Consider the following 16,487-nt stretch of genomic DNA (forward strand, 5'->3'; position numbering starts at 1 on the left):
CTTCTACATACCACCAGCCGTACTCGTTTGCTGCGAGTCCTGTGTAGTTGAAGTTGACCTGACCATTCTCTACATACCACCAGCCATACTCATTCTGTGCAAGTCCGGTTGCGTTGAAGTTGATCGCACCGTTCTCTACATACCACCAGCCGTATGCATTCTGTACCAGTCCTGTGTAATTAAAGTTAATCTGGCTGTTTTCTACATCCCACCAGCCATAAGTACTGTCATTTACAAGACCTGTTACATTGAAGTTGATCTGACCGGCTTCTACATACCACCAGCCATATTCATTTGCTGCAAGTCCGGTATAAGCAGTATCTACTTTACCGTCTTTGTAGTAGAACCAGTTGCCGTCTTTGTCCATACCGAGACCATCTGCCGGTTTTGCATCTTCATCTGCTTTCTTAACAGTTTCGTTTGCTCCGATATCCGGTGTACCGTCTGTCAGTGCATTTCCATAGTAGTCAACAGATGGGATTTCTGCTTTGTTTGCTGCCAGCTCGCCGCCAAGTGTATCGTCGGTGTAGGACGGAGCTTCCGGAATTGCCATACCTGCATCTGCTGCCGGTGATGTCTTTGCAATGCGGAATCCTTCTGCGGTTCCCAGCGTTGTCTTGCCATCTGCCCAGCTTCCTGCTGTGTAATCTGTCACATCTGCAAACTGCGGATCTGCATAAACTGCATGTGCATCGTTTGCCAGAGCCTCGTATACTGCCTCAGCACTTCCGTCGCTGCTGTATACCAGGTTGTTGGAGTAAGTGATACCCTCTTTTGTGCTCATGCTGTCTGCTTTTGCCGGTCCGTAGAAGATGTTGTTAAATACAGATACTTCTTTGATATTCGGACCTTCCCAGTAAGAATCCGGTGTCAGTGACATTGTATAGCCACCGTTATTCTCCCAGTAGATGGTATTGTTGTAAATCTGAACACCGAGAGAACCATATTTACCGGTTCCCATACGGATCACCGGTGCACCGTCGTACTTACCGTCGTTTACACTGACATTGTAGCGAGCAATGTTATTTACGGTTGCCCCCGGTCCCGGGCAGAGCATCAGGAATCCACCCAGGTTGTCATGGCTGTAATTGTACTCGTATACACAGTTCTGTACACCATAGTCAAAATCAAATGCCATGCTGTCGTTTCCAACTGCAGAACCAACGGAATGTCTGGATGTGTTGGAAGCTTCGTTATAACGGAATGTTACGTTGTTGCTGTCCCATGACCAGATTGCTGCATGGTTCTGGTTTGCACTGTAATTCCAGCTGCTGTCTGCAGAGTTGTCAACCAGGTTGTACTCTACCATTGCATCTGTGGTGTTGATCGGTACAATACCGTCACCTGCTACGTCATGTACATAGTTGTTGCTGATCGTCACATTGCTGCTGCCGATCCATTTGCTGTTTCCTGCATTCTGATATCCGGTATCACTGCTTGTTCCACCTACCAGTTTGCGGCTTGCCCATACGCTCTCCATGTAGATTGCTTCGTGGCATACATTGTATACTTCATTTCCTTCAATGGCAAGTCCTGTGTAGTAAGACTCTACGGTACCGGTATGATTTCTGCCGTTTCCTGTCACAAGAACGATCAGTCCGCCTGCTCCTTTGTCTGCGCCACCGGCCATCTTACCATTGACATCATGGATCTTATTGTTGCGGATGGTTACGTTTGTCAGTTCGCCGCCGTCACGGTTCTCTACTACGAGACCGGATAACAGTTTGCTGCTCTGTTTGTAGCTTCCGATTTCTCCTGCGGAGAGATCCCAGTTTGTGATCTCAAGGTTTTCGATCACGATATTCTGGCTGTTTCTGATATGAACAGCTGCCAGATCTTCCTTGGTAGAAGCGGACCAGTTTGCTCCGTTTCCGTTGATGACAGGTTTTGCACCCTCACCGTAGCTTCCGATCACGATCGGAGCGTCTGCGCTGCCGATGGCATTGTCGATGAACAGCTGCTCACCATTCCATACACAGCCTGCTTTCAGTAAGATGCTGCCGCCTGCTTTCAGCTGACGGATGGAGGACGCTTTTGTCAGTGTCTTCCATGCTGTCTCCGGTGTGGTACCATCGTTTGCATCATCACCGTTTACAGCGTCTACGTAGTATGTTACATCACCCGTTGGCTCATGAATGGAGATCAGTTCGCCTTCAGCTGCGTTTACTTTTGCGATCATCTCGCGGATATCGCGCTGTTTTGTTTCACTTGTTGCATTTGCTTTGAAGTCTTTTGCTTCTTTTACAACTGCCTGGAATGCACTCCAGGAGTCTGCTGTCCAGTCAGCCTCATTCAGCTGGTCTTTCTCAGCGATAACTGCATCGAAATCTGTCCAGTCAAGTTCACTGCTCTGTGCATCATTTGAAATGATACCGATCCAGCTTAATACCGGATCACTTCCGGATGCTTTGCTGATAGTTACAAGGATATGATCAGAACCTTCCGGAACGGTTACATCCACACTGCTTCTGTCCTCTGTCTTACCGGAGGAAAGGCTTGCGCTGCCTGTGCCGAGCTCTGTCTTTTTGCCATCAGCATCTACAGAAGAAACTGTGATCTTGATATTTCTGGAGCTGCTCCACCACTCATGGAATCCGGTTGCTACTGTATAAGTACCCGGTGTCAGTTCAAAACCGTACTCGATCTTACCGCCGCTGGTTGCCCACCAGCCGGTATCGAAGAAGTCGCCGGATCCTTTGGATCCCATATCCTGGGAACTGCTTCCGCCGGATGCACCCGGTGTACTTGTGTAACCCCAGGTTACGCCATTGTCATCACCGTATGCCTGATCGGATACCATGTTCTTCAGGTCAGTTGCTGTTGCTGCAAATTTTTCATAAATAGAAGATGTATTATCTCCGTTTGTGTAACAGTCTGCGAAGTATACCAGCGATTTCGGACAGCAGAATACCTGAATGGTAAATTCTCTGTTCAGATCTTTCAGTGTACCTGTTACTGTTACATAGCCAAGTGCCGTCTCACCTGCGGACTCGTCTACGCTCCAGGTTACTTTTGCATCTTTTACTACTTTTGTACCGATTGTTACATCAATGGTTTTCGGTAATGCTGCTTTGAGTGCAGTCATATTTTCAACGGTCTCCGGAAGCGCTGTATTGATAGAGATTGCACCTTTATCTTCCAGTTCATCCAGCGTCCAGTCTTTGTAATTCTTGATTGCGATGGTATTGTTGGCACCAAATTCAATCGGAAGCCATACATATCTGGAATCGCTCAGATCTTTTCCGTTATCCGGATTGTACCAACGGTCACCCATGTAGATGAATTTGCCGTTCTCGGCATCTACCGGAATCACGCATGTACTCTGTGTCTCAAAGGTATTGTTGGAGGTATCTCCGACACACGGATTACCCATGTTGGTCCAAGGTCCCAGCGGGCTGTCTGCGACTGCATAACGTGCCTGGTTCGGAGCCCATCCGGTACAGCCGGATGTGATCAGGTAATATTTACCCTGATATTTGAACATTGCCGGAGCCTCTCTGGAATCGGTACTGCTGATGCAGAAGTCTTCTCCCAGAACCATCTCATCTGCGTCTTTTGCAAGACCTGTGTAAGTGTCATTCAGTTTTGCGATGTACATTACCGCATTGCCCTCGGAAGAGTACATTACATATGCGGTTCCGTCGTCATCCTGGAACAGGTTCATGTCTCGTACATGTCCGCCCACGGAATCAAATCCATGATTGCCATAATCACTCGCCAGCATATAGCTGCCTACCAGTTTGTACGGTCCGTTGATGTTGTCTGCAATTGCGATACCTGCTTTTGCTTTTGCGTAGTTGGAACCGCTGTCATCAGAATACGGACTTGTTCCGTCTGCATGGAACCAGATCACATATTTGTCTGTTTTTTCATTATAAAGCATCTTCGGGCGTTCCATAACGCATCCCTCTGCCCAGAGATCTACATAAATGTCTTTCTTCTCATCATCGCTGAGATCACCGTACAGATTCTTGAAGTAATTGTCTGTCTCGAACTGATCATAATTGTCCATCGTTCTTAAAACAACGCCTTCGTCTTTCCAGTTGTACAGATCTTTGGAGGAGTACATATGTACACCCGGCATCGGTCTGTAACCGTTGGTTCTGTCTTCACCGATCCAGTAGTAAGTATCACCGATCTTCTGGATCTGTCCGCCATGAGCCTGAACCTTTGCACCGTTGTTATCGTAGATTCTTGCTGCATTGGTACCTGTGATGGAATCATAGGTCTCAAAATGAGCTTCTACCAGACTGCTGTATGCTTTCTCAATGGCTTTCTTTGCTGCTGCAATTGCATCTGTGTCCGCAGAATTTTCATCAATGAGTTTCTGTGCATCTGCAATTGCCTGATCAAATGCTGCTTTTGTTGTAGTGGTATAATCTTTACCCGCTACTTTTTCAAGATATTTCTGAACGGTTACTTTCAGAACTGCCAGTGCATCTGCCTCACTGCCCGGAATCGCTTTTACAATGATGTAGTTTACGATCGGGTCGTCACCGGCTTTGGAACGACTGGTTGCCTGAACAAATACATTCAGTTCACCGTCTGTTACGGTCACCTTATAAGTGCCTTCAAAATCTTTGGCTGTCAGTCCGGATTCTACTTTTTCACCTTCCAGAAGGATGTCTTCTGTCTTGGTTCCCCACTGATGCCATGGATTGTCGATACCTACGGTTACTTCATAATTGCCTTCCGGCAGCTCGAAACGATAATCAATACCGGATTTTCCTGCTTCGTAAGTGATTTTATCTGACTGATAACGGTAAGAGCCTTTTAATGTAGTGTCACCGCCTCTTGCTGTTGCAGTATAAGCAGCATCCTCCACATAACCCCAGCTATATCCTGTGTCAGAATCTTCTGCATAAGCCTGATCCAGACTGCCCTGGTATAATCCCATGTTGGAATCAGCCGGAACAGAGGTCACATCAGAAGTACCTGCGTTTGCCAGATACAGCACATAATTGTTTGCTGCGATCTCAGCATCGCTGAATTTCTTTCCGCCGGACTTGCCGCATACGGTAATCCAGTTTACGATTGCCTCGTTTCCTGTTACTTTCTTAACAGTGATGGTTACTTCTTTTTCTTCATCCAGAGTAATCTCACCGGATGCAACACCTTTTGCACCTGTCAGATTCAGATCTGCGAGTTTCTGTTCTTCACCATCTACAGTGTAGTATACCGCACTCTGTCTGGTTGCATTCCACTGTGCCCACAGTTCGTTGGAACCTACCATGATGGTATGTGTACCTGCCGGAAGTGTCACAGTGTACTGTACACTTGCCTGATACCATGCAGCTGCATAGGAATCAGATGCATTTTCACTGTTATAAGCATTATAGCTTCCCAGGTAACCCCAGGTATTGTCGTCTGTCTTCTTCTGATCTGCAACCGTATTTACCATGGATTTGATACCTGCTGCCTGCAGATTCTTGAATGTCTGTGAATCGTTATTGTTACAATCGATCATATACTCGATGTATTTCGGCACTACCTGAACAGTTGCGTTTGCCTGTACATCGCTGTATCCCTCTACGGTACCAGTCAGATTCAGGTAAGTATATGGAGTTACACCAAAGTCAACACCCTCAGTGTTCCATGTAACGTTTGCTTCTTTGGCTCCTTCTCCGCCTTTCTCTGTCAGTGTCAGAGTCTTAGGAAGAGATAATGTTCCATCCGGATAAGCGAGACCGGATACCGGCTCTACCGTATAGTCAGATGCCGGCTTGTATACTTTCAGTTCGGAAAGGTTGCAGGATCCGTTTGCATCTACTGCGTATTTGATATAGCGGTAGGAAACCGGTTCTGCGCCTTCTTTGTAAGTATTGAACTCGCTGTAATATACCATGGTGTCTTTGTTTGCAGCCGGTGTGGACTCAATGGTATATAACGCTGTCCAGTTTTTACCGTCTGCGGATCCATAGATTACAGCTTCCTCGCAGCGGCTCTCATAGCCTGCACGCGGTGCGTAGCTTACAGCTGCAATCGGCATCTCTGTCTTGAGATCCAACGTAACATATCCGTTTGCAACACCATCAAAGAATGTGGAAAAATTATTGTCAACAACGTTTGTTCCCACATTTGTGGTTCCGTTGTTCCATGCTGCACTGGATGTAACCTGATCTTTGTTTACGATAATCTGCTCAACATCGATTGGCTGTACTTCCGGCACTTTTTTGATTCCATCCACACCTTCAATTGTGTATGTTGTGATAGAATTTGCTTTCATAGTGGCAGTAAAATACATGTTCTGTGTATCAACTGCAATGTTGTCGGAATCTGTTACATCTGCCCAGTGTTCACCGTCTGCCAGTGTTCCGCTGGTACGGATGGCTGTAATCTTACTGCCCATAGTCTCGAACCTGGACAGATCAAATTTCCATGTCTTGTCAGAATCAGATGTATTGGATGCAACAACGACTACTTTCTTACCTGCCTTATCATATGCAGCAAGTGTCGTACCTGTCTTGTTGGTGCCGATAATGGTATATCCCGGACGGATATATCTGGAAAGCTGTCCGTATGCATAATATTTCATACTTACAGTGATGGTTTCATCATCATGATTTGCTGCTGCAAGTCCCCAATATCCGTTGGATGTCGTGGATTTCCATGATTTCTCCAGGGCTTCCATAGAAAGGAAATCATTCGCACTTCCTTTGTTTACCCAGGACTGACCATATTCACTGCTGTCTGCATGCATATCGATGGCATTCCACAGAATCCATGCGGAGCATTTCAGACCGTTTACTTCTGTCATCATTGCACCGGCCAGACCAAGTGCTGCGCTCATCTCGCCAGCCTTTGTACCTGCGGTATAAGATCCGTCAACCTCGGACATCCACAGGTTTTTACCCTCAGACTGTGCCAGTGCACTCAGATCTGATAAGGAACTTCTTGTGTATGTATGGGTATCGATTCTTCCCAGAACGGCTTTTGCTTCATCGCTGAGCTTGTTGTAGGAATCGATCTGTCCACCCTGTCCGCCATTATATCCGCTGTTTGTCTCGTCTGTACCGGAAATAATGATGTTGATGCCTTTGTTCTTTAACTCCTCATTCAGTGCAACCAGGATCTTGGACTGAGATTCGCCCTGGCTGAAGTGACAGCCTTCCTGTTTGTTGCTGTTTGCACCCCAGTAGTTGGTTGCCGGCTCATTCATCGGATCAGTACTCTGGAATGTGATCACACCTTCCTTGTTCCAGTGCTCGATCACATCTGCCATATAAGCAGCAAATGCATGGTAGGAATCTGCACGTAAGTTGTCTGTGTTAGAATTTGTATTTCCTGACGAACAGCCGCTGACTGTCATAAAGTATGGCGGCGAATTGGAAAATGCTTCCGCAAGGAAATCCTCTCCACTGGCTTTTGCAGCTGCTTTCAGAACGTTCATCTGATTCTTGTCTGCATCCCAGTCATAGTTCCATGCATAGCCGCATTCTGCATCTGCACGGTCAAAGTTTTCTGTATACCATGTAAGGTCATGTTTGCTCTCATCAATCTTTGTTACGTCTACTGCGTATCCCGGAACTCCGCTGTCTGAGCGGATAATATGTGCAGCATGTTTAAATGGATCTGTCTCCGGAAGAACACCTTCCTCACCGGATTTGATCACTGCCATTTTTACAAAATCAAGTGTCCAGTCTGCCTGACCTGCAATATTAATGGTGTTTTCCCCTGCATTTAATGCAACATCAGAAAGTGTTACACAGAACAGCATGCAGTGGCTGGAATTGTTGTTACCCTCAGCAATAATGCTGTTGTTGATGGTATCTGCGTCTGCCACATAATCAGCCTGGCTGTCTGTCCCTGCATTCACGCGGATTGCCACGTCACGGGTATTCGTACCTTCCAAAGTAAGAAGCAGTTTTACGGTATAGTTTCCTGCTTCGTTTGCATTTACCTTATACTGCAGATTATCTCCGCTGCCGGGAGTATCACCCAATTTGTTGATCCATCCAAGTTTGGAGAATTCTCCAACTGTGGTGCCTTTTGTAATACCAAAATCTGCATCGGATGCAGAATAGGTCATACCTGCCATTTTACTGTAAGTCTCAACCTTTCCGCTGGTTCCTGCATAGGTATAAGTGCCTTCTGTCAGATCATAAAAGCTTGCTTTTTCATTGACTTTTACTTCTTCGGAAGTTGTGTCTCCGATATCGTCACCGCCACCTACATTGTAGCGTCCGATATTCATGTTTAATCCGTCTTCGCTGAAGAAAAGCTTTGCTGCTTCATTCGTCAGTTTTTCACTGTAACCAATGCGGTTTGCCCACCAGCAAAGCGATGTACCCCAGCCCTGAAACTCGCCAAGTCCGTCACTATTTGTGTCATTAAATGTCGATGCCTCAGAAGGCTTCAGTCTTACTGTGGAATCCACTGCAACGGTCTGTGCTTCTTCTGCATGTACATCCAATGCGCTGATCGGAACACTGGTCACAACCATTGCGGCTGCTGCAATAAGACTAATGAATTTCTTCATTTTCCTCATGATTCTCTCCTCCTCTTTTCCTCATGCTGTGATGCAGATGTCTTCCGGGATATTCAGACAAACATCACGTTATGGTGTTAGTATAAAATAAAAAACAGCTAAGATATATCAAATTTCTTAGCTGTTTTGCATAATTCTTAGTTTTATTTTACTGAATCTTCCATTTCTTCCGATTGGCAAACTGCCTCTTATAATGCCCCGGTGTCTCCCCTGTGATCTCCTGAAACACCTTACAGAAATGGCTCTGAGAGCTGAAGCCCAGATAGAAACTGATTTCCTGAATACTGTAATCCGAATACTGTAACAGATTCCGGCTTCGGCGGATTTTTTCCTGCAAAATATATCGTTTGATGGTAATGTGTTCCTGCTCCTTGAAAAGATGGGACAGATAATCCGGATTAACCTTCAGATATTTCGCAATATCTGTAATCTGGATACTGTCATGGAAATGCTGAAATATATAATCCTTCACGGCAGCAATCAACGGATTCTTATAACCGCCCTCATTCGCCTGCAATTCTTCCGCCACGACATCTGCGTACATCCGCTGTGCCATCCGCTTGAATGCTTCCACTTCGGTAACATTGTCAATTTCTTCAATCTGCTGGATCATACTGTCCGCCATAGTAAAAGATTTTTCCACGCTGACTCCCGCCTCCACTGCGGTCCGCGATGCCAGTGTGATATTTCCGATTGCCACATTTTTGTGATGGCGCAGAGGATCCTTTGCAAGCTGTCCGATCTTTCCCTCATAGGTCTCAGAAATACTCCTATTCAATGCCGCCACATCGCCATGTCGGATTGCATCCTGCTCTCTGCGCTCCTGTTCATAAGGATTATGAATCCCTGCCTGCTCCTGATGTGCAAACAAATCCCTGCCCAACCGTTCATGAATCTTCTGAACGCTTGGAAATTCTTCCTTATTGTATTCGAGAAACTCTGCCAGGGACAGTTCTTTTCCCGTCAGGTATCCATAATACAGGATCATACCGGCTACAAGTGTATTCAGTTCACAGATCTGAAGATGCAGCCCTATATCTTCCAACTTGCCGAATTTCCTGCCTGCGTGCTGAAACCGCGCTGCATTCGCCGGTGCCAGAAGGATCGGTCCGAACAGAATCCAGCTATCCTCCTGTGCCGGATCCCGTATTTCACCGGCAAGAATATCCGGCTCCAGAGCATAAATTCCAGGATACTTCCTTTGTTTCAGTTCAAATATATTCTTCAGAAACGATGTCTCCGCCTCCGAAAGTATCTTACTACCTGCTGATTCTCCAAAGCATTGACACTGTGCGCCAGCCCCGTCATATCTGCACACAGAAATATGCATCAGATTTACCAGCATTGTCCCCAAAAATATCTCCTGCATCGAATGACTGCCCGCTCTTATTTCTTATCCAGCGAATACTGCACGAGACGCTCCAGCAGATCTACCGTTCCATCGATACCGTAGCATGCGCTGTTAATGCAGATATCAAAATCTGCCGGATTACCCCATTTCTTACCGGTATAATAATCATAAGATGTCTTTCTGCGCTTATCTGTCTTACGGATAAACTCTTCTGCTTCCCGACGATCCTGATTGTTGAGCAGCATTTTTCTGCGGACACGGTTCTCATATGGTGCACCGATAAATACACTGAGACGCGGAATACCGCCCGTCATCAGCACATGACCGCAGCTTCTTCCGACAATGACGCTGTCACCTGCTTTTGCAATCTCTTTGATCACATGGCTCTGTTTGATAAAATGCAAATCTTTTCCACCGATTCCCGGCATCTTTTCATCCAGTTCATCAATCATCAGATCCAGAACCGAATCATCATAAAAAGAGAATCCAAGCCGTCCTGCCAGACGGGAACCAATCTCATGACCACCGGCGCCGGTCTCACGGGCAATGCAGATTACAACATGATCTTTTTCGGTCTTATACATCAGCCCATGACGATCCTTTGTAAAATCTTTTGAAATCTGATCCCGGAATCCATCATCTTCCATCACAGCCATCATATCGTTGCACAGATGCTCATAACGGATAAAAAGTTCCTCATATCTGCCACCGTTTTCCTCAATGATCTTAATCATATTTCCGATCAGAATCAGCTCATCTTTCAGCTTTTCTGTATCCTCACGCTCGAAATCCTTCAAAATCTGCTTTACAGAAATATGCTTTGGTCCAGGAAACACTTTTCCCAGTTCACTTCCGGATGCTTCATATACTTCTGTATCCAATGTGTAAAAACGTTCTGCCAATTCCTGATAGTTTACCTTGCTTCCCTCTGGTTTCATAAATCAATTCTCCTTTCGCTGCAACTTCATAACTGTCTGTCCATCTGAATTTTTCAGTATCAGTGAATCCTGATTCTCATCTGCCTCATAAGTATATACCGATGAGCTGCTGCCTCCGATCAGCTCAAAATTATCTTTATCTGCTGCATATTTCATATGTGCCCCAAACACAAACGAGCCATCCTCATGCAGTTCAATATAAGATCCGCCATCTGCTGTATAGGAAGCTTCCAGTGCTGTATCTGTAAAGATTGTGTCTGATCCGCTCTCGAACTTCATCTGTGTCCCGCCGGCAAAATCTGGTTCCTCACCTTCTGTGAGTTTGCACCGCGTATAAGTGCCGTCTTCATTTTGCTGAATCGCATAAGAATCATAAGCCAGCTGCGTCTGGGCATCATCCTCCCCTTCCTGACCATAGTAGATCAGGTTCAGTACCCGGTAACCTGCTTCACTGGTGCTCAGCTGATAAATCCCGGTATAACCGTAATCACAATTACCGTCTTTATCCAGTGTCATCTGTATCTTCAGAGTATCCCCTGCTGTATAGACTCCGTCAAATTTCACTTTTGATTTTACAGAATCCAGCTTTGTCTCGGCAGCTGCACTGCCTCCATCTGCGGTTCCCGCATTCTTTGTTCCGCATCCTGCCAGAGCGACCATAACAAGCAACAGTACTCCCAGTAGTTTTCCGGTGTGTTTCTTCATAATAAATGTTCCTCCAATAACTGTCTCTCCAGAGATTTTCCCATACTCTGAGTATTTCTATTTTACCACTTTACGACACTTCTCACAAGTGTTACAGTAAGTTTGTAACACTATGGAAGGAGTGCCTTATTATGAGCAAAAAACAACCACGCAACACCAAGGGTAAAATTATTTCCGCTGCCTGGAAACTCTTTTATGAACAGGGATACGATGACACCACCATCGATGAGATCATTGCGGAATCCGCTACCTCAAAAGGCTCCTTTTATCATTATTTTGAAGGAAAAGATGCTCTGCTCGGATCTCTTTCCTTTCTGTTTGACGAAAAATATATGGAACTGGAAGCACAGCTTTCCGGCTTTGCGACACGCTATGAACAGCTGATTTATCTGAACCAGGAGCTTTTTTCCATGATTGAAAACAGCATTTCCCTGGATCTGCTGGCACGGCTGCTGTCCACACAGCTCATTACCAAAGGAGAAAAACATCTGCTGGACCGCAACCGCTATTACTATAAACTGCTGCGCCGTATCATCCGGGAAGGGCAGGACGGCGGGGAATTCCGCACAGATCTCTCCGTAAATGAAATGGTGAAGCTGTATGCGATTGCGGAACGCGCCCTGCTCTATGACTGGTGCATCTGTAATGGAGAATATTCTTTAAAAACGTACGGCTCTACGGCGATGCCCATCTATCTGTCACAGATCCGGATCCGGGATATCTGAGCGATTTATTTTTATTCTATATTTCATTCCATATCTTAGTCTATTTCTGTTTTTCCTTTATTTCAGCAGGTTTATATCACTTTTTATGTTTATTTTCTGTACTTTAGTCTATACTCCGTTCTGTATTGCAGTCTGTTTTTATTCATGGTATACTGGCAGAAATTTGTTGAAGTAACGTAATAAAGGAGATTGATTTTTATGAATGCAAACACAATTGGAATGCTGATCATCATGATCATCTATCTGGGTGCCATGGTCCTGATCGGTATTCTCTTTTCCAGAAAAAACAACGACACCAGTGATTTTTATCTGGGTGGACGAAAGCTTGGTCCGATCGTGACTGCTATGAGTGCCGAAGCCTCTGACATGAGCAGCTGGCTTCTGATGGGTCTGCCGGGTGTCGCATATCTGTCCGGCTGTGCCGAAGCAGGATGGACTGCCATCGGACTTGCTATCGGAACTTATCTGAACTGGCTCATCGTCGCAAAACGTCTGCGCCGCTATTCCCACAAAGCAAATAATTCCATTACGATCCCATCTTTTTTTGCAAACCGCTACCGGGATAAAAGCAATTCCCTGCTGGCAATTTCTGCCATCATGATCGTAATTTTCTTTGTACCGTACACTGCGTCCGGATTCGCTGCCTGCGGCAAACTCTTTGCCACACTCTTCGGTGTTCCGTATATGCCTGCCATGATCATAAGTGCCATCATTATCGTTGCTTACACTTCTCTGGGCGGATTTCTGGCCGCAAGTACCACTGATCTGATCCAGAGTATTATCATGACCGGTGCCCTGGTCGTCGTACTGATCTACGGCGTACATATGGCTGGTGGCATGGATGCTGTTATCACAAATGCACAGTCACTGAAAGGCTACTTAAGCATGACAATGTCTCATGATGCAGCAACCGGCGGAACCACACCGTACAACGGGCTGACCATCGCCTCCACTCTGGCATGGGGACTGGGCTATTTTGGAATGCCACATATCCTGCTGCGTTTCATGGGTATTGAAGATGAAAACAAATTAAAAACATCCCGCCGCATCGCCTCTGTATGGGTCGTTATTTCCATGTTTATCGCCATCTTTATCGGTATTATCGGAAATGCCATGACAAAAGCAGGTGCTATGGATGTTCTGGAGAACTCTTCCCAGTCTGAAACACTGATCGTCAGAACCGCTGTACTGCTGAGCAATCACGGATTCCTTGCCGTGCTGATGGCAGGACTGATCCTTGCCGGAATCCTGGCAAGCACCATGTCCACCTCCGATTCCCAGCTGTTGGCAGCATCTTCCAGTATTTCAGAAAATTTGCTGCAGGACTGCTTCGGAATCAAATGTACAAAAAAACAGTCCATGCTGATGGCTCGTATCACTGTTCTGGTCATTGCCGCCATCAGTGTATTCCTTGCCCGTAATCCGGACAGTTCTGTCTTCCGTATCGTATCCTTCGCATGGGCAGGATTTGGTGCCACTTTCGGTGCTGTTATGCTCTTTGCACTGTTCTGGAAACGTTCCAACCGAAACGGTGCCCTGGCAGGAATGATCGTCGGCGGTGCCATGGTATTTATCTGGAAATTCCTGATCGCACCACACGGCGGACTCCTTGGTATTTACGAACTGCTGCCTGCATTCCTGTGCTCCGCAGCTGCCATCGTAATCGTCAGCCTGCTGACCGCTCCGCCGTCACAGGAGATCATCGATGAATTCGAAAGCGTATAACCTTTATATTATAAAAAGAAAAATCTGCGACAATCATAGCGACTGTCGCAGATTTGTTTTAATTATTTTGCATAAACACAAGGTGCTTCATTATCATAGACAAGCATTACACAACCATTTCCGCTTTTCCACCCTGAATAAAAAGCCGATTTCGTACGATTATAATTGGCTTTTTGTATCCATCCGGCGACAGTTGTAATAGCACCTGTAGGCATACTTATACACCCTACCACAGCTGCTGCAATATCAGCCGTCCAAGAATTGTATCCAGTCATTTTATTATATGCCTTTTTACAGTCAGTTGCAGAAATATTATATCGTGCAATAACCTGTCTGGATACCGCTCTTGTTTCTATTTGCGAAACTGTATTTGCATAACAAACAGGCACATTAACTGTAAATGCTATCACCAAAGCCAAACTTACCATAACCAGTTTCTTCCATTTACACATACGTCTTCTCCTCCTGCTCAAAATATGTTCATAATAACACATAACAAAATCATTACTATTACTGACCCCCAGCTACAAACTCTGAAAAAAATTTTTTGATTTCCATATTTTTTATAATTTTGATGACTTATATCATGATTACAGATCAAATACTTTTTTGTAACATGATAACTATACATCAAAAGCACACACGAGATAGCATAGAATATAATCATCAGCACGCCACATATTACATTCATATAATAGTGAGCACCCAGATTATCCAAGCCAGAATGACATTCTTTCCAAAATTGAAAAAAAGTGACACCTGGTCCCGCCAGAAAAAGTAGAATCAAACTTACAATCCGATATTTGAACATACTTTTTACATCCATCCACTGTATATCTGCCTCTGAATGCAAATCCTCAAGATCTATTTGATCTGTTGCATAAATATCTGCTAATCCCTCTGTGCAAACATAATGCCACCCCACATCCCGAATCATTTGCAACATATCATTATCGTTTTTCGTTCTTGGAAGAGATGAAATTATCTGATAATGCATATTTCCAGATTCTCTTTTTTCTAATTTTGCAAACGGTCCTATAAATCCAGTAGTTGACAGAAACAGACCTTTTTTTGCCAAATTTTCCAACCAGTTTTCTAAAAAAAAGGTATCATACCAGGAAAAAGGACAATATCTCCACACTTTTTGTTTACATATAGCCATGAGTACTCCCTCCGTGTAAAGCAGACATTCGCAATCCGTTTTCGCTATTTGCTCATAAACGCAGTCGCTTTACGACCTGTCAGTGGGAACTTTTAACTCCCCCCTGACATAAGCATCCCCCTTACCCACCGCTCAGTGCTCTACACACTTGAAGCGGGGAAATGCTTATTCTGCGTTCAAAATAAGGCTTTTACATCTGCCAGACATAGTTCCAGTCTGCGAATTTCCATTTGTAAAAGATGCTGGCCTTTGTCACTCAGTGTATAAGTACGTTTTCTCCCTTCCACAGCAATTTCACATATAATATGTTCATGTTCGAATTTCCCCAAGATAGTATACAATGTTGCCGGACCAATTTTCACTCTTTGTCGCGTTAAATTGCAAATAAAATCTGTTATTTCGGTACCACATTTGTCTCCTTGAGATAATGCCAATAATACATAAAACATTGATTCTGTTAAAGTTTCAAGTGACTTTTTTGCCATACTAAGTTGTCTCCATTATGCATAATTCAAAATGATACAAAATACTTTTCACGTATCTAAGATATATCTCTCCAATATCATTTATTGATATCAATATATGATATTGGAAAGAATTTGTCAATACCTTCTCACACTATTATTTTTTATTTCCTTTCAGGCTGATTTCATGTATACTGAAAAATAATTGCAGCAACTTACATATCTAATCATTGAAAGGATCACCATATATCATGAGTTCAAAACTTCAACTTCCCGCACTTGCAATTTTTGACATGGACGGCCTGATTTTTGACACCGAACGCCTTTTTATGACGACCAAAGATGGTGTCATGAAAGAATACGGCTATACGCAGCAAAAAGACGATTACATCCATACCATTGGAACCTGCGGTCAACAATTACTGGATATTCTGCACAGACTTTACGGGGACGATTACCCGGCAGAAGAGATCAGTCAGAAATGCCGTACACTGGTCACTGAAAAGATCCGCCGTGACGGTCCTCCCACAAAACCGGGAATCCCGGAACTTCTCGCATGGTTCACAGATAATCATATTCCATGCTGCGTGGCATCTTCCACAAAGCATGACCTTGTCATGGAATATCTGCGTCTGGCAAACCTCGACAACTATTTTGCATTTGTTATTGGCGGTGATCAGGTACCGCGTTCCAAACCAAACCCGGATATTTTTCTGGCAGCATGTCAGCAGGCGGGCATCAGACCGGAAGCTGCACTTGTGCTGGAAGACTCCGAAAACGGTATTTTAGCCGCATCGAATGGAAATATTCCCGTAGTCTGTATCCCGGATTTGAAAGTACCATCCGAAGAAACAGCAAAAAAAACTGCGGCAATCGTGTCGACCGCCGCAGATGTAATTTCGCTATTCCGTTAAGTTTTCTGTGAAGAA

10 protein-coding genes are annotated in these 16,487 nt (G+C 44.9%); 3 read left to right on the plus strand and 7 right to left on the minus strand.

The features are described 5' to 3' along the window. The 4 genes from HMPREF0373_RS15910 to HMPREF0373_RS02645 form a co-directional block, all read right to left on the minus strand. The coding region (locus HMPREF0373_RS15910) for a family 43 glycosylhydrolase (protein WP_021738029.1) at positions 1-8,488 on the minus strand (8,488 nt) is incomplete at its 3' end. Between the two features lie 148 nt (positions 8,489-8,636). Continuing rightward, positions 8,637-9,857: a helix-turn-helix domain-containing protein gene (locus HMPREF0373_RS02635; protein ID WP_021738030.1), complete on the minus strand. Its 1,221-nt coding sequence runs from the start codon at positions 9,855-9,857 to the stop codon at positions 8,637-8,639. A 17-nt stretch (positions 9,858-9,874) separates the two neighbouring features. Next, positions 9,875-10,777 carry a cytidylate kinase-like family protein gene (locus HMPREF0373_RS15915; RefSeq protein ID WP_021738031.1) on the minus strand — a complete coding sequence of 301 codons (903 nt, stop codon included), beginning with the start codon at positions 10,775-10,777 and terminating at the stop codon, positions 9,875-9,877. Between the two features lie 3 nt (positions 10,778-10,780). After that, positions 10,781-11,482 (minus strand): hypothetical protein, encoded by a 702-nt coding sequence (locus HMPREF0373_RS02645; RefSeq protein WP_021738032.1) that lies wholly within the window; start codon positions 11,480-11,482, stop codon positions 10,781-10,783. Positions 11,483-11,613: 131 nt separating this feature from the next. On the opposite strand from HMPREF0373_RS02645, the gene HMPREF0373_RS02650 reads away from it, so the two are divergent. Both HMPREF0373_RS02650 and HMPREF0373_RS02655 read left to right on the plus strand, forming a co-directional pair. Then, a complete protein-coding gene (locus tag HMPREF0373_RS02650) occupies positions 11,614-12,207 on the plus strand; it encodes a TetR/AcrR family transcriptional regulator (RefSeq protein ID WP_021738033.1) in 594 nt (197 codons plus the stop codon). Between the two features lie 198 nt (positions 12,208-12,405). Beyond that, positions 12,406-13,932 (plus strand): sodium/proline symporter, encoded by a 1,527-nt coding sequence (locus tag HMPREF0373_RS02655; RefSeq protein ID WP_021738034.1) that lies wholly within the window; start codon positions 12,406-12,408, stop codon positions 13,930-13,932. Positions 13,933-13,994: 62 nt separating this feature from the next. On the opposite strand, the gene HMPREF0373_RS02660 is transcribed toward HMPREF0373_RS02655, so the two are convergent. The 3 genes from HMPREF0373_RS02660 to HMPREF0373_RS02670 form a co-directional block, all read right to left on the minus strand. After that, positions 13,995-14,384 (minus strand): hypothetical protein, encoded by a 390-nt coding sequence (locus HMPREF0373_RS02660; protein WP_021738035.1) that lies wholly within the window; start codon positions 14,382-14,384, stop codon positions 13,995-13,997. Between the two features lie 17 nt (positions 14,385-14,401). After that, positions 14,402-15,094: a DUF2812 domain-containing protein gene (locus tag HMPREF0373_RS02665; protein WP_021738036.1), complete on the minus strand. Its 693-nt coding sequence runs from the start codon at positions 15,092-15,094 to the stop codon at positions 14,402-14,404. Between the two features lie 176 nt (positions 15,095-15,270). Further along, the gene (locus HMPREF0373_RS02670) at positions 15,271-15,579 is read right to left on the minus strand and encodes a PadR family transcriptional regulator (protein ID WP_021738037.1); all 309 of its coding nucleotides are present in this window, start codon (positions 15,577-15,579) and stop codon (positions 15,271-15,273) included. A 230-nt stretch (positions 15,580-15,809) separates the two neighbouring features. Between HMPREF0373_RS02670 and HMPREF0373_RS02675 the strand changes: the two genes are divergently transcribed. Further along, positions 15,810-16,472, plus strand: coding sequence for an HAD family hydrolase (locus HMPREF0373_RS02675; RefSeq protein ID WP_021738039.1), 663 nt, complete (start codon positions 15,810-15,812; stop codon positions 16,470-16,472). Positions 16,473-16,487: the final 15 nt, after the last annotated feature.

The organism is Eubacterium ramulus ATCC 29099 (genome assembly GCF_000469345.1).
Classification (GTDB): domain Bacteria; phylum Bacillota; class Clostridia; order Lachnospirales; family Lachnospiraceae; genus Eubacterium_I; species Eubacterium_I ramulus.

What these genes read in the sequence shown, in the direction of transcription:
- HMPREF0373_RS02635 (WP_021738030.1), bottom strand. Translation starts at nt 9,857, where the DNA reads ATGCAGGAGATATTTTTGGGGACAATGCTGGTAAATCTGATGCATATT.
- HMPREF0373_RS15915 (WP_021738031.1), bottom strand. Translation starts at nt 10,777, where the DNA reads ATGAAACCAGAGGGAAGCAAGGTAAACTATCAGGAATTGGCAGAACGT.
- HMPREF0373_RS02645 (WP_021738032.1), bottom strand. Translation starts at nt 11,482, where the DNA reads ATGAAGAAACACACCGGAAAACTACTGGGAGTACTGTTGCTTGTTATG.
- HMPREF0373_RS02650 (WP_021738033.1), top strand. Translation starts at nt 11,614, where the DNA reads ATGAGCAAAAAACAACCACGCAACACCAAGGGTAAAATTATTTCCGCT.
- HMPREF0373_RS02655 (WP_021738034.1), top strand. Translation starts at nt 12,406, where the DNA reads ATGAATGCAAACACAATTGGAATGCTGATCATCATGATCATCTATCTG.
- HMPREF0373_RS02660 (WP_021738035.1), bottom strand. Translation starts at nt 14,384, where the DNA reads ATGTGTAAATGGAAGAAACTGGTTATGGTAAGTTTGGCTTTGGTGATA.
- HMPREF0373_RS02665 (WP_021738036.1), bottom strand. Translation starts at nt 15,094, where the DNA reads ATGGCTATATGTAAACAAAAAGTGTGGAGATATTGTCCTTTTTCCTGG.
- HMPREF0373_RS02670 (WP_021738037.1), bottom strand. Translation starts at nt 15,579, where the DNA reads ATGGCAAAAAAGTCACTTGAAACTTTAACAGAATCAATGTTTTATGTA.
- HMPREF0373_RS02675 (WP_021738039.1), top strand. Translation starts at nt 15,810, where the DNA reads ATGAGTTCAAAACTTCAACTTCCCGCACTTGCAATTTTTGACATGGAC.